The organism is Pedobacter sp. KBW01 (assembly GCF_003852395.1).
Classification (GTDB): domain Bacteria; phylum Bacteroidota; class Bacteroidia; order Sphingobacteriales; family Sphingobacteriaceae; genus Pedobacter.
In genome coordinates this window covers 209351-234636 of the sequence record NZ_QAJQ01000001.1, presented here as the reverse complement: position 1 = coordinate 234636, position 25286 = coordinate 209351, and the positions used below count along the sequence as shown (strand labels likewise).

Sequence of the window (25286 nt, the reverse complement as noted above, 5' to 3'; positions counted from 1 at the left end):
CTAATGTTTTATGGTTTTCTTAATAATTCTTAATTCCTTCATCACCTGATTAATCTCCACCTGCTGTTTCTGGTTTGTTTCAGTTTGTTTTTCCAACTGCTTTTCCTTTTCAATCAGGTGCAGCGTAAGCTCCTCCACTTTTTGCAGCAGCTTAATATTTAACTCAACCAGATTAATTCCTTCTTTTACCATTTCCTGTGCAGTAGGACTTACCGGATAATATTTATCTGCATCCCCCCTACGTTAATAGCAACTGAGGTTTGAGCAATTGAAGCAATGTGACAGGCAGTAAATAATAAGAAAAATATTATTTTTTTCATTATTTATGCTTTGTTGGTTTATGATGTGTTTGTTGAAGTGTTAATACTTTTTTATTGAGTTCAATGAGTTGCAGGGTAAGTTCTTCAATCTTTTTCTGTTGTAGTTTTAGCATTTCACTCACCTCAATTCCGTTTGCTTCTACTTCTTTAGCACTAGGCATTCCCGGCAAATGTTTATTGGCCTTAATGTAACCTTCCAACTTTTGCAAGGTTCCAACGTCATAACCTTCCTCAAAAACATAATCAGGCCAATTGGCTGCTTCTACTTTGATTTCTTTTGCGCGGATATTACCATTAACCGATAATTTTTCTGCAGGATATATGGTACCAATCCCAACATTACCATTATTTGAAACGGTTAATCTGGTCGTTGCTCCAGTTACGATTGAAAAAGGATGATTGCTATAAGTACCTGTTATTCCCCCTGCTGGTGCACCGTAGTAACCCAAATTATGCGACCAAATGCCACTGATCACATTGTTGGTTTCAACTATGAATTTAGCATGAGCATTAGCTTTGACCCCAAAAACTTTTTCCCATCCATCATGATTTTCAGGTATCCCAGTTCCAACTGAAACTACTCCATTTGTTTCTGTTAACACCTTCGACCATGGCTGGCTTGGATTACCATTGGTTTTTCTGAAATACAGCTCCTGATCAAAAAAACTTCCAGCAAATTGCATCGCATAGTTGTTATTGGAGTTACTGTGCCGAACATCCAGCAAATGCCACCAGGTGCTTGCTCCTGCCGGATAGTTAACCGGAGCAACAGTTTCAAAAAAACCAGATACCGCTCCGGCATCTCCCTGAAGGCCTGCATCGTTGCGGGTTTGGGTTTGCGCTGTAGTGATGAAGGGAACGAGAAAAAATAATTGGAGAGCAGATAATTTGATGATGTATTTCATTTTAATGTATTTTGAGGCGATTTTATCAGATTTTCTATTATTATTATTATTATTATTTATTTTAGTTTTTGATCTTTTTTAGTGAAAATCGATTTTAACCAACGCGTAATTTTAACGGCTTTGCTGGGTTTATAAGCAACTACCTTCCCGTTTTTGTAATTAATTACCTGAATGCTGTCTGCAATGATGCGTTTTTCGAGCTTTCCGTTTAACTGCCCATTCCGGTACTTTCCTCGCTCTAGCAAAATGCCCTCCTGATCATACTTTTCAAACCTGCCATTGGCATTGCCTGAAGCATAGTGAATAATAGAATCCAGTTTCCCATCCTCACCCCAACTTTTCCAATTGCCTGTTTTTAGGCCCATTTCAAAAAGTCCCTGGGTTTTAAGTCCTTTGGTCTCATAAAATTCATTGTATACCCCATCAAGCAATCTGCCACTATAACCACCCTGGGTATAGCGGATCTGGTTGCCACTAAACCAGGCATATTTCCGGTCTGATTTAATATTGCCCGCCCCTATTTCAGGCTTTTGCACGTAGAATACAGCTTTGTAATGGTCATAGTTAACGGTATGGGTATAGTTGTCTACATTAAAATAAGATTTTATACGTTGTGCATCGGCCTTAAAAAACAGCAGGCACAACTGGAGCAAGATGATGTAAATTAACTTCATTATTTTATTGATAAAAATTTTGTTGCATGCTGGTATTCGACTTTTATCGAGTCCCCCACCCTTTTTATAAATTTTAAGCCATTGGCACCTTCCCCTTCACTAAGCATCACTTCCTTACCATTTACATTAATAATGGCGACCTGTCTTTTTTCTGCACGATTATAAATTTGTCCACTATAAATAATTCCAGACCAGTTTACCTGTGGCTTCATTGGTGAGGGTAGTGATGGTAAAACGGAGATTGCCGATTTAACAATCGGTTCAGGCGCTGAATTGGCCAAAGCAAAAGGATCGCTGTAGCCCATTTCCAATATTACCGGATCTTTTGCATGATCGACCATATTAAAATATGGCTCCTTAATGGTCCTTGAATTAAGCGGGGCACTATCTTCTGCAGCTAACCCATCAAATACCCGATAAAAAATTATCCCCCACACCCCTGCCACACAGCAAATCAGCAGATAGGTCATTTTCTTGCTTTTCATCCTTATTGTATGGTAAAAGTCCTAATCTCACTATAGGCACCTGCATTTCCAGCTTTATCAAAGGCCCTTACCCTCCAGGCAATGGTTTCGCCTATCTCTCCCGCATCAAACACATGCTCGGTAGATGTTACTATCTGCGGGTAGCTCTTACTGTATGGCGTCTGTTCATCACTTTTATATACCGACACTTCATAACGTTCTGCATCAGCCATCCGGTTCCATACCAACCGTACAGGTCTCGAAACCAGCTGCTTGTTTATGGGGCTACTTAAACTAACCTTTTCAGGTCCTGTAGCATCGTAGCTAAATGTACGTACAGTACTCCATTTCGAATTTTCGGTAGCATTTTCTGCCCTTACCCTGAACTGGTAGGTTCCTTCCTGGCTGAGCGTTTGCAAAAAACCTAAATTACTGGTGGTGATATTTAGCGTCATATTCTTTTCATCCAGGAAATTGTTGTTATCTACCTGTAAGCGGTAAACTGTAGCGCCAAAAAGTTTAAGCCACTCGTAACGGATTTCAGGTTTTGAAAAATAAAGGCCGCTCGATGGAACCGTTAACTGAACACTTTGTTCGGTAAGGCTAGAAGGGAAAATTACCAATGACCGCTTAGTATAATCACTAACGCTGCTGCCATTTTCGCCCCTAACCCGCCATTCATATTTTCCGGGATCCATTGTATATACAAATTTTTCTTTTGTAATCAGCGTGTCTAAAACCAGCTTGCTTACACTGTCAAATTTTGGAGATACTACCTGCAACCGATAAAAAAGGGCATCGGCCATAGGGTTCCACCAAAAGGTTTGCTGATAGCTATTGGTCTCCAATTTATTGGCTGGTGCCAACACCTCAATCTTTCTGTTTTCAATAGAAGGTTCGATAAACTCGCTGCAACCTGCAAGCAACAGCAATATAGCCCCCATTAAAATATTTATATTCTTTTTCATCTGTATATAATCTGATCGCTCCATGTTTAAAACTGTAGGTTAAATTCAGCAATGGCCTGCACCTCCATCAAGATCCCGACAAAGGCAAACAGCACCGAGGCCAACCTAGGACAAGATAAGATTTGCACGCCAGCCTTCTTTTTGATCGTTTTTCGTACTTTTTTTTCAAAAAAAGCTTTTCGGTAGGTATTACCAACAAGCAGTTTATGTTCTTCATAGCCCTCAAGCACTACCATATTCCCTTCAATAATTTTAATTTTTTCATCATTTATGATATATGAACGATGTATCCTGCTAAAAGACGAGCCGGGCAAACTATCTTCCATCTCTTTCATGGTATTGTGACAGGAGAAACGCTGATTGTTTTCCATATAGAGTACAACATAGTTCTGCATGGCCTCTATATAAACAAGCTCATCGCATTTGATCAAAAATTCTTTCACCCCCTTTGAATCTGCCTTGATAAAAAATGAGTCAACAATATGTTGTTTTTTAGTGCCGTTTACAGCCTGCACAAGCTGCCTCATGTGATCGAATTTATTGATGCTTTTAACAAAACGGTTATAGGTAACCGGACTAATCAAGTAATCGAAAGCAGCACTTTCAAAAGCCTCAAAAGCCATATCTGTATTTTCTGAAATGAAAGCAATTGAAGAAAACTGCTTAATTCTTTCCAACCAATTGTTGTTCACTCCCAATAATGCAACATCTAAAAAAACAATGTCTGGCCTGATGGCGTAAACAGCATCAAAAGACTCTGGCCGATGTATGGAGTATCCCTTTAATTCTGTAAGTGAATAGTCACTTAAATAAACACAAAGCAATTCAACAGTGTGCAGTTCTCCTATTACATAACAACTAATCATAATGTAATTTCTTTGATAGCGACACATCATTCCCCCTTTCGCCTTCAAAAGGCATATTGACTAAAGCAGAAACCGACCGGTTTGTAACGGATCTAGGGATGGCAAATACCTGCAGTGCAGAATAAATTGAGAGAAGCATTAACAATAGATGTGTACATATTTGTTGCAATTAATCGCCCGAATTTCCTCAAAATAAAATAAACGGCAAAAAGAAAATACAAAAAAAAAGAAAATATGTCTGTACGAATTGTAAACTCACAAATACCATTAAAATAATAATTTTTCGCTAAAAAAAAAGCACATTTATACAGAAATAAGTATTCTTTATCCTACGTCAACAACCAATAAAAACATACCTTTCTGCCCATAATCAGTATCCAACTGGATAAACCATAGCATATTGCCCCCTCTTCACCAAAAACAAACAACCAGTAAAACCCTGATTTATAGCTAATTTCGCTACATATTAAAATTGGTGGGATGGGGTAGACAGACCAGAGTAGATACACTGGTTTGGCACATCCATATACACAATAATAACATGAAGGTATCCCATTACCAGGAATCTATTCTTTCACTTTACCCCGATCTTGTTGCAAAATATCCTCGTATAAAGGTGTTAAGAGCATCGGTGACAACCAATTATTAACTCCATCTTCTATCAGACTATCATCAGTCCTTAATAGAGTAGGATCAGTTCTCAACACTTTATAAGCAAGTTCTTTATAGTCTTCCTCCGATAAGTTAATCAACCCTCTCTTCACATTTTTCTTTAGTAATTCTATTACTAATCTTAGACGTATTATATTGTCACCATATATAGAGATTCCCTCCAAATGCCTAACCTTTTCAAGTTCTGATTTTATGCCAGATAGAATTACATACTTTCCATCCTTCATATAAAACCAATTGCCACTTAGTAGATTTCGATCACTAGAATTATATCGCAAATGAGGCAAGTCTACTTTATAACCTGAGTTCGATTAATAATTTTCATAATAATTAGTCAATCATCCGAAATAATTTTATAAGAAACAGTGCCAATAATAATTGGATGAGACAAATTAAAGCCTATTGCCATGTTGATTCATGGCATAGTTTTCCTTAATATTGATATCTAAATAAGAAATATTCTGTTTTACATCACTAATTAGAGTGGCTCCTGATTTGTACAAATTTTCTTCCACTTTACCTGAATAAGGTATTATTTTAAAATCCTCTTTTGAATTATTAACAATACTATACCCCCCTTTCGATCCTCCAAATGTTCCCTGATTTCTCACAATTAAACTTCTATTTCCTTTATTAGGGAAGTAAATCATTAAGTATTGATCATTAGTCGTTTGGATATAATTATCGAATGGTTTCAATAGTTTATAGTATTTCCCTGGTATTATATAACAGGTGTTATTATATGTTTTCCATACCGTTAAATATTCTCCATTCCCTAAATCATAAATTTTCCGTGATTCTCCGTACCAAATCCCTAAGGCTAGAGTAAATATTACTATAATAAAAACTAATTTCTTCATAATTAAGACTAATGTACTGGTAGATTTTGATTGTTATTTATCGAAGACTTTATAGGATGTTGCTTTGACCATCTAGCAAAACCAACAGAATGTCCAATTTTTTGTGCTAGTTGAGTTGGTTTACCTTCGCTACTTATCTTCCCTTCCTGATAAGTCTGAAGGGAATCAAATCCAAGCCTTGCTTCTTTCCAATTTATGCCATTTCTACCTGCAACGTACCCAGCAGCAACATTACCAAAATCTCTAGCTGATGCGTAAGTTGTAGTCTTTCCATCTCTATTACCAAATTCATTGACGTCTTCAAAAGGCATTCCTCGATAAGTCCATTGGGTTCGTGTCATATCTTTAGGCCGCTCATTTATATTTTCGGTTTTGATATCAAAAGCTTTACCTCCAGTTGCGTTAATCATATACCTTCCTAAGCTCAAGTTTTCAAAGTTACCAGTTATCAAAGTATTCATAAAACTTGTCCCACTATAATTGTTATCGCTAATTTGAGCTCCAACGACTGCACTTCCATCATCACTTAAAAAAGAATACTCTGTTAAAGATTTCCCTATAATTTCGCCTGTTCGTTCTTTATTTTTGTTAACTACATAGATATTTAAATCGCCGTCTGCTTTACCTCCAGTTACAGTATAGGAGCCATCCTTATTTTTTTCAACTTCCGTAGACCACATCCCGTCAGGATCAATAAATCTAATAGGGTTATTGAATGTGTATGAATAGGGTGTCCATCGCCTTCCTTTTTCTGCCAATGGGTCTACAACATTCCACCTTCCAATCACGGGATCATAAAACCTAGCGCCGTAATCATATTGCCCTAACTCTTCCTGCAACTCCTTGCCATTGTAAAGATATTTATTTGTCCCACCACTTGCAACCTTTCTTAACCCAAAGGCATAATAATCATCCCTTTGTATAGGTTCTACTATACCCGACACCGGGTTCTTTTTGAAACTCGCCCTCACGTTGCCCAAATGGTCGGTAAGGTTGTACTCATAACTGTAGCTTCCACTGCTGTTACGCGCAATACCTTCTTCGGTCTGAATGAAATCAATGGTGCCATCGGTTTTGTAAACAATACCATCCAGGTAATCTGTTGTGGTGCCCATAGTAGTACTTACTTTCTTCAGCTTTTTGCCTGTAGCATCATAAGAATAACTTACATTCTTATTCCCGCTCACTTGCAATGGAAGGTTCAAATAGTTATAGCTGATGCTGTTCCCGTTAGGCCCATCACTGGTTAGGTTTCCGTTTTCGTTGTAGACATAGGTTCCATTGGTAAAACCACTGATGGTTTTGAGCTGGTTACCCGCATAATTGCTGTAGGTATTCATACCATAATTGTCCCTGCTTAACGTCTTGATATTGCCCATCACATCGTAACTCAGGCTCTCCCCCAAACTGTTCCCTGCACTGGAAACCGTTAATCGGTTCAGCCTGTCGTAGCTGTAATTAAAGGTATTCGAAGCCCCGCCATTGGTATAAGTCTGACTAGAGATATTACCATTGTACTGCGGGCTACCGCCACTGTTATAACCCAGCGAAAAATTAAATAAGCCGCTGCTTTGACTAGTCATCCAACCCCGCTCATTATAGGTATAACCAGTATGCTGTGCAAAGCTAACATCGTCGGTACTGTGCTGGTCCTTACTGATTAACTGACCAATTTCATTGTAATTTAAGCTTGATAGCGTTACCTCTTGCCCCCCGTTGATCTGCGACTTCGTTGTTTTCTTCCTGCCCACCTGATCATAGGTATAACTGTTCGTAATGGTTGTTGTCGCCCCATTGCCTACATGCACCCGCGTGCTTTTCTTTAAGCTGCCATCAAACTTCCACTCGTTGTTTACTACATCGGTACCTGGATAGGTGCCATTCAGGTGGTTCTCACTCTTGGTCGTGATCACCCGTCCATCCGCATCATAATAGTTTACGCTCAGTAGCATGGTACCAGTACTCAGTACCCTAGTCCGCGTACCGGTAAGCAAGGTCTTTACACGCTCATTGCCAACCTGTGGCAAAACGGGTTGCCCCATTGTGTTGTCATAGAAGTTATAGTTGTCATAGTAACTGATGTTATGGCAATAAACCACGTTTTTAGGGAAAGCATCGTTGCTATAACCGGTATTGGTACCGCTTTCATTACTGTTGTTGCGTACCTCCCATAACTTGTAGGTATTGTCTCCCAACAGACCGTCTACGTAACCTTGCATATCCACCCGTGCTCTAGAATCAGAATACAAACCGGTGATCACCACACGACCAAAGGCATCGTATTTACTGAACAACCACTCGCTGGAGTTACGCTGCTCCTTGTCCTGGGTCAATACTACCTGGTCCAAAGTATTGTACACCATATACTCCCAGTCTTTGCCCGGGATCTTTTTCTCTATTAACCGTTTACGTCCATCGTAATGGTAACCGTAGATAAAATCACTGAATACTGCTTCCGATTCGTAGAAACCAGTGATCTCACCCGATAGCCTATCCGTGTTCAGGTTAACTGCAGGCGGCAGCACATAACGCAGGTTACCCAGCTCATCATACACGTAATAAGTATTCAGGCTTTTGGTAGCCGTTTCCCATACCCGCTTCAAGACCACACGCCCCTCCAAATCTTTGTATTCATCTGAGGTTCCCGTATTTCCATCTCCGGGTGTCCAGTTCTCATCTTTTATCGTCGTCCTATAAAGTTTCCCTGCCTCATAGTAACCAGCCGAAGCACTTGTACCACTCACCACCCATTTCCTCACATCATTTGCCACATTGGTACCGTATTCACTTACCGCTGTACGCCCAGTTCCAGGTTGCCAGGCAGCACCCGGAGCACCCTGCTTTTCCACCCGGTTCAAAGGGGAGGATTCAAAAACCGTTACGCTATAAGGATTAGGCGTTTTTACCACATTCCCATCCCAGCCGGTTGTACTGCCGTTGGAAGTCGTATAATAGTTTGCCTGCTGGCTTAGGGCGTCTGTTTTATAAGCCCCATTATTCTCACTCTTTGCCCCATAAGGCAGGTATTTTACTACTTCCCTGCCATAAGCATCATAGACAATAGGCTGTACGATATCTTTCCCCCCAGGGCTGGCCTGTACCTGTACATTTTGCATCGGCCTCCCCAGCCCGTCAAAGTAACTGATGTTCCGGTTGGCCTGGGCAACTGATAGATTCCCGACCTGGGCAAGCGTAGTTATATCCCGCTCCCGTACGGTAGTCTCCACCACATAGTTCTGGCTGTTACTGGGCTGAATGCCCGCCGCACTGCCAGCAGTTACCGTAATGTTCAGTGCAAAGGCCGAGCTACTCGTACTGGTATTATAGGCCGTGACATAATAATTGGCAACAGCGGTAGCTGTAGTAGGTGTACCGCTAATATTCCCGTTCGTATTGTTAAAGCTTAAGCCCGCCGGAAGCATGGGGGCCACCACAAAAGCAGCCGTAGCGATCTTACGAATCCGGCCCGGAACGTTCTCAGCTACATAAAGCGTGCCCTGGCTATCGATACTCAAACCATAAACCGAGTTAAAGCGCACCACAGAACCCGTACCATCAACCGTAATGGCCGAAGTCGTACCCGCAAAAGCAGATACATAACCCGAAACATCGATCCTGCGGATGGTGTTGTTCTGCTGGTCGGCCACATAGATGTTGCCTGAGGCATCCAAAGCCAGGTTATTGGGGTATTGGAAGGTAGCAGAGGTACCATATCCACTGGCCGAGCCCATGGAGCCGTTACCTGCAACCGTACTTACTGTACCCCCGCTAATTTTACGGATCATGTGGTTTAACCTGTCAGCCACATACACATTGCCCGAGGCATCAACCGCCACCCCCATTGGGTTACGGAAAGTAGCCGATAAAGCGCTGCCGTTCGAAGAACCTGCACTGCCTGTACCTGCAAAGGTACTCACCACGCCTGATGGTGTGATTATCCGGATCCGGTGGTTTGAATAATCCGCTACATAAAGGTTGCCTGCGCCATCAAAGGCCAGCCCGATAGGGCTGTAAAAGCTTGCGCCTGTTCCCGTACCATTGGCAAAACCCGGAGACCCGCTGCCTGCAAAGGTTGTTACCACCCCTGATGGGGTAATCTTTCTGATCTTATGGTTCTGCTGGTCGGAGACAAACACATTCCCTGAGGCATCCACCGCCAATGCTGAAGGATGCTGAAAGCTTGCAGCAGTACCCGTTCCGTCGGTAGATCCTGCAGAACCCGAACCTGCAAGGGTCGTTACCACCCCCAATGGAGTAACTTTTTGGATCTGGTTGTGGTCCGAATCGGCGATGTAGATATTCCCCGCTGCATCAACAGCGGTATTCAAGGGGTTAGATAGGCCACTGCTGACCAGGCTGCTGGTGGTCTGACCGCCGGCAGATGCCGTTCCCCCACCTACTGTGGGCGAAAGCGTAGTGATACTGTTGCCCGTACTATAGCTTTGCGTAGCCGGTGAATAACTGACCGAAAGCTGCGCATGGGCGCTTAGCATAGCGCATAGGGCCAATAGGCCGGTAAATATACTGGTGATCTTTATTCTTCTTTTCATTAGGAGAGGCGTTAATGGGTGATAACTTTACTGCTGTCTGCGGCTAAACCTTTTGTCATCTTTTTGGGAAGCTTTGGTTCCAGCTGCTGCCTAAACTCCTGTAATTTAGCAGGCCTGCGCCCTTTTATCGAGGCTGCCATCTTTTCCTGCTGCTGGGGGCTCAACAGTATATTCATCGAAGAATGGTATTGCTGCGAAAGGGCCTTAAGCTGCAGGCCCCGCTTTTGTCCACGGAGTGAAGTATCCTGCAACACCCCCTTTACCTGCTGGCTGTATTTCCCCTGCAGTTCCACAAGCTTTGCCGACTGCTCCGGGTTTAGCCCCAGCTCTTTGGACAGTACATTCTGGCGTTCTTTTTTACTTTTAACGGCTTCCTGTCTAACAGCCTCCTGGCCGAATGTATTGCATATCCCCACCAGCAACAGCAGCAGGGTAAATAATGGAAAATAGATCTTCATGTTCGTTATTGTCTAATAGGTTCCTGCCGGGATATAAGTATTCATACCGTTATCCTCTATCTGGTAGTAATAATAGTAAGAGTTGATAATCTGCTCATAATAAGGGTCGTAATACGAATACCACCAATCCGTGGTAAAACGTCCAAGATATAGCCGGTTGGTGTTGGCTGGTACCGTATAGGTATCTGTCCAGTTCAAACCTGCATAAACGTTGTTCTCATAAGAGCTTGAGCTTGTCCCCATGTTCACGTCAAGCGACTGGGGTAAGGAAACGGGTTGCGTACAGTTTGCGTCGCTGTAAAGGGCAATATAGATATCCGCATCAGTGCTGCTCCCGTCACTTGTCGGATTCGTGGCTGAGTTTTCCACCTCCACCCTGGCATAAACCTGGGTAGGTGTGGTCGGCGTTGTCCCTCCGGCACTGGAATTGCAGTCGGTCTGCTGCCCCGCATAGTTGTAACAATAGGTTTTCAGGATTTCGCCGTTCTGGTTTTTAACAGCTTTTAAACGCTGGAAGCTATCGTATTCATAATAGGTGATCATCCCCTTTGCATCCGTCTGACTGGTCATACCAACCAAAGGCTGATAGGTAAAGGTACTTACCTGGGCACTGGGCAGGTTTACCCTGAGGTTGTTCAGCTCTGTTCTTAGCTGCTGATCGCTTGAAGGGTTGTCCAGGATCGATTGGTTAACATACTGGATGGCGGTATTATAAGGCACATTTACAATTTTGGCAACAGGGTGCGCATTATGGTAACCCCAAAGGTAACTCTCCTTTACCCCGTCCGCCATCTGCTGCTCAGTAATATTGCCTGAGGTATCGTACTGGTTGAACAGTACTCGCGGTTCTGGCGTAAGGGAACCAGTTGATGCTTTAATATAATCTTTTACAATCAGGTTCCCTGACTGTCTGTAGCCCGTTTGGACTGTAGAAAGCAGCGTTTCCGTGCCCGATAATGATTGATAGGATTTTTCTTCCACAACAGGGCTCAGCATGTTCCTGGAAACCATCGACAGCGATACCGCATCACTCAGATCCTGTGGATACTTAAACCGGTTGATCGCTTTCTCAGTGCTATTGATCGTCTTTTCACGTTTGGAAAGGTAGCGGTTTGCCGCATTAGCGTAAACAAAGTCTGTCACCACATCAACCTTTTGGGTCGTATCCACTGCATCAAAAGTGGTTTGAATTTCCTTTATTTTCCTGAAAGTACCTGTTTTGATCCAGTACTGGTATACCCCAAACATCCCATGGGAACGGACAATATTGGGAGCAGAAGGGCCACCGGGACTGGTTAGGGACTGATAGCCATTATAATTGGTCAAAACAAAAGGACTGGATACAATAGTATTGATAACAGGCTTAAACATGACCCCTACCTCATCTTTTAGGTCATATGCTGAATATTGGTTTTTTATCCTGGAGACCGGGTAATACTGGTTGTTTGCATACCTGTAGTGCGTCTCTTCGATTTGTTCGCCCTGGTGCCAGGCATTGTTGATCGCGCCGTAATTGCCGCTGTTGGCAAACATACCCGGGATCAGCTCGTTTGCCGATAGTTCGACATTGAACTTATAAACCGCCTTACCATTAGAGCCGTTTCCGTCATTATACCTGGCAACTGTTGGATAAACCACCGGACTTCCGTTAAAGCCCGGTGAACTATATTTCGAAATACCAAGAAAATTCCTTCTCCAGGCAAACATACTCCCATCACTGGTGCCATAATTACAGCCAGAAAGGGCACTGGAAGGATAATAGTCCACAACATCTTCATAACTACGGTAAAAAGTATTTTCATCGAATAGCAATGTACCCCTTCCACTTTCTGCCGTTCCATACTTATAATAATCCTCCGTGGCCAATACCCCGGCCGCAGAATAATTTTTAATGGATTTAACACGGAGGCCACCCCCAATTTTTTCCTGGGAGGCATAAAATGACCAATAACGGTGCGGCTCAAATTCAAATTGGGTATAGCCCCCGGTTGGATGAACAATCTTTTTAAGGATGCCCGATACCATATAATCTGCCGAAGGTTCGCGGTTGGCATAGCCAACCACATATGAGCCTGGATTGGTAAAGGCATATTTATTTTCCACGGTAACAGAAGAATTTCCGGTCAGGTTTCCCAGGTAAAGTGACTGAAAAACCGTATTGTCGTACACAGCATATGGAATCAGATCGCTATTGCTCTGCCCGTTACTAAAACCCCAGTAATCCACATTATAAGAGCCATAAGGGGGTAATGGAGTTGTTTCGTACTCGAAGGCATACTCTTTTTTCCCAGGACCTGCTGAAACATCCGCCTCATAGAATCTTTTAAGCCGCAGCCTGTAGTTCTTCCAGACATCAGTGCTTGTTGGCTGCGCGGTATAGTAGTCCGTTTCAAAGATGTATTTTTTAACCAATACCTGGTTGGATCCATACACTTCGATATTGTCAAGCGCATGGTTTGAAGAAAGTTCTATACTGGGAACGTCACTGCGGCTACTGTTGCGGTTAAACAGGATGTAGCCGTTTTTAAAATTGATCCGCTTGATCCTAAGCTCATTGTAGTCCACCTGTGTCTTCTTCACCTTACCAAAGCCGCTGCACGGGTCAACTTCTGTATCCAGGACATCTACCCCATCCAAACAGTAACTCAGGTTATCAGGTCCCCACCACACATCTTTCAGCCTCCTGCCAATGCTCTTTACATGTTGCTCGGTCTCGTCATGGATATGGGCCGTCTCATACTCAAGGCTGATGGTATCCTGCAGGTCGGCGGAAATTATCGAAGTGAGGTGCCAGGTACTGATATAAGAGGTTAGATCGGTACAGGTGGAAGGGTAGCCGGAAAGAAAATTACTGGTTGTATAGTTGGAAAAGGTATAAGTTACCCCGTCATCATCGGTAATCCGGAAGCATACTTTATTGGAATTATCCAGGAACTTAACTATCCGGACAGGCTCTTGGGGGATGGTCATGAAGGACTTAGCCTTGGTATAAATAAATTTGCCGCTTTTGCCACCCAAGCTGTATTGGAACATATCAGGCTCGAGGTCATGCCCCCAAAGGGTTCCGGGTGTACCTGTGGGGTTTTGGTAAGGGATAGCATAATCCTGGGTGTATTGTTTAAGCGAATCCTGGTGAACAATACTGTTTATGACCCCAAGGTCCGGTGCAGTATAATTAAAGTAGCCCAGCGCCCCTCCTACATTTGCATCATCCGCAATACCGTTTACGCTTCTATTAATCTGTGCACCTGCCTGAATACTCCAGCCCAGGCCCACATCGGTTGCCCGCTGGTTTACCTGGTTGCCCGAGGCATGGTAAGACAGGGTAACAGGCAAACTCAGGCTGCCCGATTTGATCTGGTACAAGGGGAAGCTGATATCAGGGACACCGGTATTCAGCCCGACCGGGATCTGCCCGTATTTACCCAGCTCGCCGGCATTCGGCGAAGGCGGGATCAGGGATTCAATATTAACCCGCTGCTGGGCGATAACTACACCTGCCAGCAGCTGAAAAACAAGGGCAAGGCAAAAAAACGCCTTTAATTTAACTTTCATATAATTTGATAAAGATTGTAGACAAAAAACTTGGCGCCCGCAGACGAAGGCCATCCTATAAGGAGAGATGATTAGTCCTTAAGGGAGCAGGGGCTTTTTAAAACCTGAAACAAAAAGTATCGGGAGTGTCATGTTCCATAGCGCTGGAGACAGCTTCCCGACACTCCTAAAAGAAGGCCTGATTTGCTGGACAAAAGATTGACAACAACAAAGTTAAAATCAGAACGCAAATGGTGGTTAGCAATATGCGCAAACAAAAATGTGTGCTTGGACGCCTTACGGAATACTAGGGGTTTTTGGAGCATTAAATTTTAATTGAGTCATTAACTTGGATTAGTTTGTAAAACCGACGAGCTATATTATCAGTATGTTATTGTCTTTTTTATTAAATAAGAACATCGATAAAAGTAGAATAGAGGTTCACTAAAAACCACTCAAATTTTGACTATTATCGATGCTATTTTTGCTCATTGGAGATGATCTAAAAACAGATAGGGCTTAGTCATCATTAAATTTAAACCCCCACACCATTCCTTACAAGTTATAAAAAATCTTACTTAATTACCATGCAGACATACACTTTTAATCAATTGTTGCAAAATTTCTGGATTACACTGTAACTAGGATTTACTTTATTTGTCCTAAAACTAAAATCATTAATGGAAAAGCTCACATCAGGAATTTTTTTTGGCCAGACTGATCAAACTATCGATTTAGATGAGTTCATCATTACTAATACCGAGTATACACATGAATTTGTAGATTGGCATTATCATGAGAATGCTTATTTTACATTTCTCATCGCAGGGAAAGTTTCCGAAATCAATAAAAATGATCACCATAAATGCGGTCCTGGTACTTTGCTTTTTCACAACTGCCAGGAACCACATTACAATGTGAAGCCAAAGGGCTATACCAGAGGAATGCATCTGGAGTTATCTGAGAAATGGCTTTTGCAATTCGCTGGCAAAAATATGGCTAAGGGCAGTTTTGAGATAATTAATCCTTTGGTAAAATCGCTTTTCCATCAAATCTTGCTGTGCACTAAAAACTGTGATAATACCAGTATGCTCACACTCCATTCGCTCGTACTTAATGCGGCAGATCAACTTTCAAATCGCTCAAACATTAAGAGATACAAAAACCCACCAAAATGGGTAGCAAAACTCATACAACTGCTTCATGATAGCCCTCAATTGAGTCATTCTTTGGAATCTTTATCTACTGCCATTGGCATACATCCAGTCCATTTATCCAGATACTTTCCAAAATATTTTGGCTGTAATCTTGGAGCCTACATCAAGAGGATGAGACTTTGCCTTGCAGCAGCAGAACTCAACGCTGAAAAAAAATCCGTCACACAGATTGCATATGAATGTGGCTTTTACGATCAGACCCATCTTATCAGGTGTTTTAAAGAAGAGTTTCAATTTACTCCACGTCGGTATCAGCGTTATTTAAAATAAATTCTAATAATTGGTACATGTTAATTCTGTACTATTTTTTAAAATCGAAAAAAGCTAACCTTGTCAGGTAATATTTCCTTATGAAGCAATTTTTATTTTTAACCGTCTTTGCCGTATCTCTTAACTTTTGCTATACCGCAAATGCTCAATTAAAAAGCCTTGAGTTTTTTGATCACCAACCTAATCTTCCAAACAACATCGGTTCTAAAGAGGAAGCCATTTCCAACTATAACATTGGAAGTAATAAAGATTTCTACCTGAAGCTTAACACTGGAAAATCACTCATTGAAGAGCTCTCCATGCTGGCACCAGGTATTCCAGCCGATTCTGCTGTAAAAATTGGTAATTTTCAGTTTTCGTTTCTTATAGATGATAAACCCGTTTATAAGGAAGACCTGCATCCCGGCGCCATTCTCTTGCAGGATAAAACCGCGAGAAAACCGCTTTCAATAGTGTTGATCAGCGGAACCAGGTCAGGGCTGTGGAGCATGAATATGTGGGATCGGTTTATGATTAATTCGGGTATAGATTTATTAGGCCAGGCACCAAAAAAACTGAGTATCCAAATTCTGGTCTATATAAATTCGGGCAAAAGAATCTATTCGCCAGTTTTGCTTGAAGCCAATATAAAACTCACCAGGATACTTCCCTCCATTGATGCAGAGTTATTAAAGCCTCAGCCTATTAAGCCAGGCAGTGGTTGGCCATTATATTCTGGAAAATATAATCAATCATTAATTATGCAGCTTAAAACTAAAATACTCAATCAGTCGTATAAAAAAATCAATTCGATCGTTGTAATTAAAAAAAGGAACTTGTTATTAGAAGAATATTTTAACGGGTCTTCAAGAGCAAGCCTTCACGATCCGCGCTCGGTTAGCAAATCTTTTACTGGTACTTTAATCGGTTTAGCCATTAGAGATGGCTATTTAAAATCTGAGCAGCAAAAATTAGATGAGTTTTACAATTTGAAGCAATTCAAAAATCCATCCACAAAAAAAGATAATGTGCAACTTGTTGATTTGCTGAGCATGAGCACTGCTTTTGATGGGAATGATGATTTGATGGAATCTCCAGGAAATGAAGAAAATATGTATCCAACTGCTGATTATGTAAAATTTGCATTGGATTTGCCCATGGCATTAAACAAGCTAAACGGGAAACAATGGTCTTATTTTACAGTTGGAACGATGCTGCTTGGAGATATTCTGGATAAAGCTATTCCAGGTGGTTTAGAGCTTTATGCTAAAAAGAAATTATTTGAACCGTTAGATATAGACTCGCTTGAATGGGCACGTATGCCAAATGGGAAACCATTTACTGGCGGTGGGCTGCGCCTTAGAGCTCTGGATTTCGCAAAATTTGGACAACTATACAGTAATGGAGGCTTATGGAAAGGGAAACAAATTGTGCCAAGGGCATGGGTAAACAAATCATTTCGTCATTTACAAACGCTACCTGCTGATAGGCCTGGCTTTTACGGATTTCTTTTCTGGAATAAAACTTTTAAAATCAATGGAAAAGAACTTGAAGCTTGGTACAGCTCTGGAAATGGAGGAAATAAAATTTACATCTTTAAAGATATTGATTTGGTTGTTGTGATTAATGCATCGGCCTATGGAACTTCTTTTGCTCATCAGCAGGCAGATCAGATTTTGGAAAAATATTTACTTCCTGCAGTATTAAATACATCCTCTGTAACAAAGTAAAGTTTAAAGATGAACTTAGGATAATATAGCTAAATGAACAAAATGTTTTTATTGTTTGTGCTGATCGGTAACGTTATTTTTTGTGTATTTCATCGAAAGTGGTTCTTCCCAATTTTGGTGGTTTTTATGATAAATTTGATAGTGATTCGTTAAGGAATAATGAATCTTTCCAAACTGATTCTCTCATCAATTGATCCCTTTAAAGTAGTTTCAATAGATAACCCGGTCGACTTTATCAATATCTATGTACAGAACAGGCCAAGAATCTGCCGTTGTCCGGATTGCCTAAGTTCTTCAAAGAAGCTTCATAGCTATTATTTAAGAAAGTTCCGTGACTTATCCTTACCCCACATTCCCTCAACATAAATACCAACAACATCCCATCCCTGAAATACTCAGCAAAAGCCATATTTTTCCCTGTCCGAGTCCTGATCACGAGACTGCTCATCCGTTCCCGAAACCAGTCCTCCTATATCCTCACCTGATCCAGCGGGAAATCACCTTTTTGAAAGTCCAGCTTCAATGGCGCAACACGTCCTTTGAATAACTGCATCAAATGCGCATCCGGAATATGCTCCATAAAAACCTTCCCCAGCCATCAAGTCGCAGGCATTTTTAAAGCGTTTGACAAAGGCTTTGTAAAGCGCTTTATCTTTGCATATTCAGAAATTTAAACGATTGCTTGCACAGTTTCATGGTTGACCAATTATACTAAATCTTTGCAAACATCTAAAACCAAAAAAATGTGATTCCCCACACTTAAGGATGAATCAGCAATAACAAGCCGTTCCAAACCATCACCGAAAAGATCTTTATAAAAAATCCAATCTCTGAAAAACAGCAACAAAGATTCCGGATTATTACCCCAAAAACAAAATCCTTATGGAAATCAACATCAAAAAACCAAAAAGGAAAGCTTTCAGAAAAGGGATGAGAACCAAAGCCCGACTAGTAGTACCCATCAATATCAGGCAAAAAAATTTCAAAAAGAAAACAACCCACATTGGCAAAATAAATTCAAACAAATCACTAGGCCTTACCCACCAACTCCCGTCAAAACCTGGCATAAATGACCAAAAAAGTATCGAAAAAATTGATGACACAATTAGCCGATTATCCAACGAAAAAGAAGAAAGATTGCTAAATTTAATAGTCAAAGTCCTAGTCAGAACAACGTTAGACCAACTATATGGAAAAGAGAGCAATTAGATATTTAAGGTTCAGTGACAAAAAACAAAGTGAAAATTCGATCGAACGCCAGCGGCTGGTAACCGATCATTATATCGAATTCAATAAAATCAACCTGGTAGATACCTTTATCGACAGAGGGAGAAGCGCCAAGACATTCGATAGACCCGACTTTATCAAATTACAGGAATTTATCGGTCTTTACCATAAAAATGTTGATTACCTGTTGGTGGATCAGATGGACAGGTTCAGCCGCGATGCAGGAGAAGCCATGAGTATGGTTAAATCGCTACAATCGAAGTACGGCATACAGATCATTAGCATTTCCGAGGGTATTGAATTTGACTATGACAAACCCGGCAGCTTCTTCAGGGCAGGCCTGCAACTGTTATTGGCCGAAGAGGACAACATCAATCGTAGCATTAAAATAAGATCCGGTATCTATTCCAAAAAAACAAAAGAAGGAAAATTTGTTTTCCGCATCACACCATACGGATACAAAAAAATAGGTGAGCCACGGGACCGAAGACTGATCATTGATGAACCAGAGGCAAAAATCGTGCGATTTATTTATGAATCCTATTTAAGGAATATGCCACTCTACTTGATTAAACAAAAGGCAGAAGAACTAGGATTTGATAGAAAGGGCAATATGGCCATTGAAAGAATTTTAACCAACGCCGTTTATGCCGGACTGGTAAAAGCCAACGCATACAAAGAACACCCCGGAGGACTCTTCCCTGCTATCCATGAGCCGATCATTAACATGATCTCATGGAAAATGGTGCAGAGTAAATTCAATAGGGTTTCGAAGACTCGTACCATCATAGACGATTCACTCCCTCTAAGGGGAATTTTAAAATGCCACTGTGGTAATGTTTTGACCGGCGCCCCCTCACGAGGCAAATCCGGAGAATATTTCTATTACTATAAATGCAGGCTTTCAAAGCACAACAATATCAGTGCAAAGAAAGCCCATAATCAGTTCGATACTGCGCTCGAACTGATGAGCCTACCTATCAGATCAGTAAAAAAAATTAGGGATTCGGCGAACAAGGAAATTGAAAGAGAGCTTGAAAACAACAGGAAAGCGGTGACAGAAAAGAAATCTGAACTTACCAAAGAACAGGAACTACTATATACCGTCGAAGAAAAATGGATAAAAAATGAAATTGATCAGGAGACCTACCAAAGATGGCACCTCAACTACAAAACCAACATAGACAACCTGCGGATTGCTATAGCAAGGCTAAATACCAATCATAGGGAGGCCTACGAAATACTAAACAAAGAATTGGATGTATTTACAGATATCAAATCTGTCTATCACAAATTTAATACACTGGAAAAGCGGGAATTTATAGATCTGGTGTTCGACTCGAACTTGTACTATGAAAACGGCATCTATCGAACACCCACCATGATGAACCTACTGTCAACCAACTATCTTAAAATGAGATATTTAGGCGTCATGATTATAGACAAAAAAAGGGATGATTTAAAAATCATCCCTTCAAGTGCACTTGTAGGGATTCGAACCCCAAACCTTCTCATCCGTAGTGAGATGCTCTATCCAATTGAGCTACAAATGCGTTTCCGTATCGTTAACGGACTGCAAAGATATAACTTGACATTTTAATTTCCAACTATTTTTTCAAAAAAATCTCAAATTTTTCTTTACAAATTATGCTTTACACACTTAAAACATCATTAATTGCCTTAAAATCAGGCAGCTCATGTGCATCTTCCAAAACTTCTGCATATGCAATTTTTCCTTCTTCATCCACAACAAAAGCTGCTCTTTTTGAAACACCTTTCAAATTGAACACAAATTCATTGTAAAAAGCACCATAAGTTGCCGATACTTCTTTATTAAAATCAGACAGCAACGGAAACTGGTAACTTTGCACTTCTTTAAACTTCGCCAAAGAAAATGGTGAATCAACAGAAATACCGATTACCTGTGCATTTATTCCTTCATAGTAGCTAAAGTTATCTCTCATGGTGCATAGCTGCTCGGTGCATGTTCCGGTAAAAGCCATTGGAAAAAAATGGATAATTACTTTTTTACCTTTAAACGCAGTTAAAGAAATTTCTGCTAATTCAGAACTATATAATTTAAAATCCGGGGCGATATCGCCAATTTGTAATGACATACTTTTATTTTATGGTTATTTGTTTACTATTTAAAATTGATAATTGTTAACATAAGCTACAAAGCTGTTCGTCCCAACCCCTACTAATCAATACTTACTACTTAATTCTTACTACCTTAATCCTTACTTGATACTTACTACTTGATACTTACTTCTTAATACTCCCCCTCATTACCCTCTGCCTCGATCCATCTGCTCTTTTAAAACCGAAAGGCCTTCTTCAAAACTATGCGGGTTATATCCTAAATCATTTATCGCCTTATCCAGTACAAAACCTGTTCGCACCGGGCGTTTAGCTGCTTGATTTAAACTTGCTGAACTAATTTCCTGAAGAAAAGATTTATCGAGCGACCAATAATCGGCAACTTTTCGCACTAAATCTGCAATACTCATGTAATCTTTACCCGAAATATGATAAATCCCCTGCGCACTTTTCTCCACGGCTAAAATACAGGCTTCGGCTAAATCTTCGGCAAGGGTTGGCATGCGCCACTGATCATTCACCACATTAATCGGCGATGCCTTTTCTAACGCTCCCTTTGCCCAGAGCACAATATTACTTCTACTCATGTCGCTGCTAATACCATAAACCAAAATCGTCCTGATAATAGCCCAATGCGCTTTCGAGTATTTCAGTAAATCTTCGGCTAATACTTTCGATTCTCCATAATAACTTACCGGGTTTACGGCATCCTCTTCTTTATAGGGTCCGTGGGCACCATCAAATACAAAATCAGTACTTAGATGAACAAGTTGGATATTTTTTTCTTCACATATAGATAACAAGGCTTGAACAGCATCTACATTAAGTTGGTGGCAAAGTTCCTTATTGGCCTCGCAGGTATCAACATTAGTCATAGCTGCCGTATGAATAATCGCATCTGGCTTATATTTTTCGATAACCTGCCTAACCTGCTCCGGATTGAGAATATCCATTTCGGCATATTCGTATCCATCTATAATAGGATAACGGTTTATTCCTTTCGAACTTGCTATCAATTTTACCCTGCCTTCAGCAAGAATTTTTTCGGTTATTTTCTGCCCTAAAAGGCCATTACTACCCGTTGTTAAAATGGTTTTCATCCTTACTATTTATGCCTCGAAATTATCTATAAAAATACTGTTAAAAAATTTTATAATATATATTTAAAATTCAGCAAGAATAACTTAACTTTGCCAACCGAATTGGAGCCCTTACAAACAGCTTTAATTCATTGACTGTAATAAATTTACTCACAACAGATATGCCTAACTTAGGAAAAATAGCACAAATTATCGGCCCAGTGGTTGACGTTAGCTTTGCTGATGATGCCCATCTACCTAAAATTTTTGATGCGTTAGAGATAACGAAAGAAAATGGACAAAAAATTGTTTTAGAAGTTCAACAGCACTTAGGTGAAGACCGTGTACGTGCAATCTCAATGGACTCTACTGACGGTTTGGTTCGCGGTATGAAAGTAGTTGATACTGGCGCTGCGATTAAAATGCCAGTTGGCGACCAAATTAAAGGTCGTTTATTTAATGTAGTTGGTGAAGCGATTGACGGTATCAACGCAGTTGATAAAACCGATGGTCGTCCTATCCACGCAACTCCTCCTAAGTTCGAAGATTTATCTACCGAAACTGAAGTACTTTTTACAGGTATTAAAGTAATCGATTTATTAGAGCCTTATGCAAAAGGTGGTAAAATTGGTTTGTTCGGTGGTGCTGGTGTAGGTAAAACGGTATTAATCATGGAATTGGTAAACAACATCGCTAAAGCTTATGCTGGCTTGTCAGTATTCGCAGGTGTTGGTGAGCGTACCCGTGAAGGTAACGATTTACTTCGTGAGTTTATCGAGTCAGGTGTAATTAACTATGGTGATGATTTCTTACACTCAATGGAAAAAGGTGGCTGGGATCTAAACGCAGTTGATACTGAAAAATTAAAAGAGTCAAAAGCAACATTGGTTTTCGGTCAAATGAACGAGCCTCCTGGTGCACGTGCACGTGTTGCCTTATCAGGATTAACCGTTGCTGAATATTTCCGTGATGGTGATGGCGAAGGCGCTGGAAAGGATATCCTTTTCTTCGTTGATAACATCTTCCGTTTTACTCAGGCAGGTTCTGAGGTATCGGCCCTTCTAGGTCGTATGCCATCTGCTGTAGGTTACCAACCAACATTGGCAACTGAGATGGGTTTAATGCAGGAGCGTATTACTTCAACCAAACGCGGTTCAATTACATCAGTACAAGCGGTATATGTACCTGCAGATGATTTAACTGACCCTGCACCGGCAACAACTTTTGCCCACTTAGATGCAACTACAGTACTTTCACGTAAAATTGCCGAGTTAGGTATTTACCCAGCGGTAGATCCATTGGATTCTACTTCACGTATCCTTTCTCCAGCTGTTTTAGGCGATGAGCACTACAATACTGCACAACGCGTTAAAGAAACTTTACAACGTTATAAAGAATTACAAGATATCATCGCAATCTTAGGTATGGATGAATTATCTGAAGAAGATAAATTAGTAGTGTCAAGAGCGCGTCGTGTTCAACGTTTCTTATCTCAACCTTTCCACGTAGCAGAGCAATTTACAGGCTTAAAAGGTGTATTGGTTGACATTAAAGATACCATCAAAGGTTTCAACATGATTATGGATGGTGAAGTTGATGAATATCCTGAAGCTGCATTTAACCTTGTTGGTAGCATTGAAGATGCAATCGAAAAAGGTAAAAAATTATTAGCAGAAGCGAACTAAGACAAGAGACATCAGATGTGAGAGGTGGGAAGAGATACAAATCTCGAATCTCAAATCTCATATCTCAAATCTAAAAACATGAATTTAGAAATATTAACTCCCGATAAAAAAGTTTACGAAGGTGAAGTAACAGCAGTTACAGTTCCGGGTACTTTAGGTTCTTTCCAGATTTTAAAAGACCACGCCCCTATCATCTCAACTTTGGAAGATGGAGAAGTTATTATAAAAGCAAACAAAGCAGATGAGCAACGCTTTTTTATTAAAGGTGGTGTAGTTGAAGCCATTCACAATAAAATTGTTGTTTTGGCAGAGGGTATTGCTTAAAACAAATTATAATGCAATTCCTGATTTCAGGATAAGCTTTAATAAGAAAAGCCTTTTCGATAAATTTCGGAAAGGCTTTTTTCGTTTCAAATCATTGTTACCTGCTTTAATTTTAAAATACCAGCAACCTAAGCGCTGATTTTATCGTATCTTCTACTACTTAAGATACACGAATATGCCCCTGGTTAAAAGAATCCTGTTTTTTTTCTTATTCCTCTTTATGATAGATAAGGCTGGAGCTAAAGAATTCAGTTCTATAGCGGCCTATCTAAAAATATTCCCCGAAACTTTACCCAACGGAAAAGATGGCAACTGGCTTAAATCCGATCGCATAAAAAATACATCGGCATGGAACAACGCCAATAAAGTTAACATTCAGCTCAATAATGGTTTTAAAGAATACGCTGATATAGCCGAACGTTCTGCCTTCTATACCTGGTTTCAGCACCAAACAGATTCGCTGGGTTTTGAAACCAAATGGAGCTATGCGGCAGCCATTACCACCAAAAAACTCGAGAAACTTTTAACCTCACCTGCAAAGCTCACCGGAATCAGCAATTCTGAAATATGTACTTTTGTAACCGAAGGCAGTCGGATTATATTCGACGATATCTGGCATGACCTAAGATTGCTCTACATATCAAAACCGATGAGTGGGAAAGTAGCCGAAACATGGGATGCGGATTTATTATTGAAAGAACAAAACCTAATCGAACCTTACTACCAAAAGTTAAGCTTACCGACCATAAAAAAACTGGAAAAACTACTGCGCAAAGAAAATTTCTTTTCGCGTTTAATGCCAGGTTATGAGTTTGAAGGCCATTTGTTAAACCTCCGCGACAGATGGTACTATGGTATGAAAATGATGCACTATCAAAACCCGAAATTTCCTTAACAACCATATTGATTTTAATCCATTTTTCGCCCACAATTTTTCAAGTTTTAATAGCCTTTTACTCATTTTAGGCAGAAAATAAGAAAATTTATAATGCAAGCATAATAAATATACCGTATACCGTTTTGATATTTGGTCTACAGCTATCGGCATTAAATCACTAATTCCACACCGAATAAGAATATTGTTTTGATTTTAAATAAAATATACAAATAATATTCCGATTTAACTTTTTTCTGATTTCTCTTGCATATTAATGAACCAAAAACTAAATTGGTTTTATAAACAATAAGATAATAATGACTACCCAAAACAACACAATTACTACGAATACTTTGGCAGCTAGTGCTGGCAATATCGTGTTGTTTTCTGTCGTTTTACTTAACCTCCTACTCCTAAACCTTTTAGGTAATAAGCGGGCGCAGTTTAAATAGCAGTTAAAAAACTAATATATCTAAAGCGTCCCGGTACAAACGGGACGCTTTTTTTAAATAACAAAACAGAGAGTA

At 40.5% G+C, this 25286-nt stretch carries 19 protein-coding genes, 1 tRNA gene and 1 pseudogene; 7 read left to right on the top strand and 14 right to left on the bottom strand.

The window, feature by feature from the left end:
* The 11 genes from DBR40_RS00985 to DBR40_RS00935 all read right to left on the bottom strand — a co-directional run bounded on the left by DBR40_RS00985 (position 1) and on the right by DBR40_RS00935 (position 14292).
* Positions 1 to 192, bottom strand: a complete 192-nt coding sequence (locus tag DBR40_RS00985) for a hypothetical protein (RefSeq protein ID WP_124557942.1) — start codon at positions 190 to 192, stop codon at positions 1 to 3.
* 127 nt (positions 193 to 319) lie between these two features.
* Positions 320 to 1225, bottom strand: coding sequence for a hypothetical protein (locus tag DBR40_RS00980; protein ID WP_233603746.1), 906 nt, complete (start codon positions 1223 to 1225; stop codon positions 320 to 322).
* 56 nt (positions 1226 to 1281) lie between these two features.
* Positions 1282 to 1899, bottom strand: coding sequence for a toxin-antitoxin system YwqK family antitoxin (locus DBR40_RS00975; protein ID WP_124557941.1), 618 nt, complete (start codon positions 1897 to 1899; stop codon positions 1282 to 1284).
* Entirely contained in the window at positions 1899 to 2384 is a 486-nt protein-coding gene (locus tag DBR40_RS00970) for a hypothetical protein (protein ID WP_124557940.1), read from the bottom strand. Before DBR40_RS00970 ends, DBR40_RS00975 begins: the two co-directional genes overlap by 1 nt.
* A gap of 2 nt (positions 2385 to 2386) precedes the next feature.
* On the bottom strand, positions 2387 to 3331 hold the full coding sequence (locus tag DBR40_RS00965; RefSeq protein ID WP_124557939.1) for a hypothetical protein: 945 nt from the start codon (positions 3329 to 3331) through the stop codon (positions 2387 to 2389).
* A gap of 26 nt (positions 3332 to 3357) precedes the next feature.
* Entirely contained in the window at positions 3358 to 4197 is an 840-nt protein-coding gene (locus DBR40_RS00960; protein WP_158673973.1) for a LytR/AlgR family response regulator transcription factor, read from the bottom strand.
* 566 nt (positions 4198 to 4763) lie between these two features.
* Positions 4764 to 5096: a hypothetical protein gene (locus DBR40_RS00955; RefSeq protein ID WP_124557937.1), complete on the bottom strand. Its 333-nt coding sequence runs from the start codon at positions 5094 to 5096 to the stop codon at positions 4764 to 4766.
* Positions 5097 to 5261: 165 nt separating this feature from the next.
* Positions 5262 to 5729, bottom strand: a complete 468-nt coding sequence (locus DBR40_RS00950; RefSeq protein ID WP_124557936.1) for a hypothetical protein — start codon at positions 5727 to 5729, stop codon at positions 5262 to 5264.
* Between the two features lie 8 nt (positions 5730 to 5737).
* A complete protein-coding gene (locus tag DBR40_RS00945; protein ID WP_124557935.1) occupies positions 5738 to 10279 on the bottom strand; it encodes a DUF6443 domain-containing protein in 4542 nt (1513 codons plus the stop codon).
* 11 nt (positions 10280 to 10290) lie between these two features.
* The gene (locus DBR40_RS00940; protein ID WP_124557934.1) at positions 10291 to 10737 is read right to left on the bottom strand and encodes a hypothetical protein; all 447 of its coding nucleotides are present in this window, start codon (positions 10735 to 10737) and stop codon (positions 10291 to 10293) included.
* 12 nt (positions 10738 to 10749) lie between these two features.
* Complete coding sequence (locus DBR40_RS00935) at positions 10750 to 14292, bottom strand: hypothetical protein (protein WP_124557933.1); 3543 nt, start codon at positions 14290 to 14292, stop codon at positions 10750 to 10752.
* 659 nt (positions 14293 to 14951) lie between these two features.
* Here DBR40_RS00935 and DBR40_RS00930 point away from each other — a divergent pair.
* From DBR40_RS00930 to DBR40_RS27225, 4 genes and pseudogenes are all read left to right on the top strand, one after another.
* Positions 14952 to 15758: a helix-turn-helix domain-containing protein gene (locus DBR40_RS00930; protein WP_124557932.1), complete on the top strand. Its 807-nt coding sequence runs from the start codon at positions 14952 to 14954 to the stop codon at positions 15756 to 15758.
* Between the two features lie 611 nt (positions 15759 to 16369).
* Complete coding sequence (locus tag DBR40_RS00925) at positions 16370 to 17467, top strand: serine hydrolase domain-containing protein (RefSeq protein ID WP_158673972.1); 1098 nt, start codon at positions 16370 to 16372, stop codon at positions 17465 to 17467.
* Between the two features lie 882 nt (positions 17468 to 18349).
* A complete protein-coding gene (locus DBR40_RS00920; protein WP_124557930.1) occupies positions 18350 to 18676 on the top strand; it encodes a hypothetical protein in 327 nt (108 codons plus the stop codon).
* Positions 18657 to 19445: pseudogene (locus DBR40_RS27225) on the top strand (recombinase family protein); the annotation flags it as partial. The gene DBR40_RS00920 and the pseudogene DBR40_RS27225, both read left to right, overlap by 20 nt.
* A 728-nt stretch (positions 19446 to 20173) precedes the next feature.
* On the opposite strand, the gene DBR40_RS00905 reads toward DBR40_RS27225, so the two are convergent.
* The 3 genes from DBR40_RS00905 to DBR40_RS00895 all read right to left on the bottom strand — a co-directional run bounded on the left by DBR40_RS00905 (position 20174) and on the right by DBR40_RS00895 (position 21894).
* A tRNA-Arg gene (locus tag DBR40_RS00905) sits at positions 20174 to 20247 on the bottom strand.
* A 99-nt stretch (positions 20248 to 20346) separates the two neighbouring features.
* Positions 20347 to 20811, bottom strand: a complete 465-nt coding sequence (locus DBR40_RS00900; RefSeq protein WP_124557929.1) for a redoxin domain-containing protein — start codon at positions 20809 to 20811, stop codon at positions 20347 to 20349.
* A gap of 171 nt (positions 20812 to 20982) precedes the next feature.
* A complete protein-coding gene (locus DBR40_RS00895; protein ID WP_124557928.1) occupies positions 20983 to 21894 on the bottom strand; it encodes an SDR family oxidoreductase in 912 nt (303 codons plus the stop codon).
* Between the two features lie 161 nt (positions 21895 to 22055).
* On the opposite strand from DBR40_RS00895, the gene atpD reads away from it, so the two are divergent.
* The 3 genes from atpD to DBR40_RS00880 all read left to right on the top strand — a co-directional run bounded on the left by atpD (position 22056) and on the right by DBR40_RS00880 (position 24777).
* Complete coding sequence (gene atpD / locus DBR40_RS00890) at positions 22056 to 23558, top strand: F0F1 ATP synthase subunit beta (protein WP_124557927.1); 1503 nt, start codon at positions 22056 to 22058, stop codon at positions 23556 to 23558.
* Positions 23559 to 23636: 78 nt separating this feature from the next.
* Positions 23637 to 23882, top strand: a complete 246-nt coding sequence (gene atpC, locus DBR40_RS00885) for an ATP synthase F1 subunit epsilon (protein ID WP_124557926.1) — start codon at positions 23637 to 23639, stop codon at positions 23880 to 23882.
* A 220-nt stretch (positions 23883 to 24102) separates the two neighbouring features.
* Positions 24103 to 24777 carry a hypothetical protein gene (locus tag DBR40_RS00880; RefSeq protein ID WP_124557925.1) on the top strand — a complete coding sequence of 225 codons (675 nt, stop codon included), beginning with the start codon at positions 24103 to 24105 and terminating at the stop codon, positions 24775 to 24777.
* The last annotated feature ends 509 nt before the right edge of the window (positions 24778 to 25286 follow it).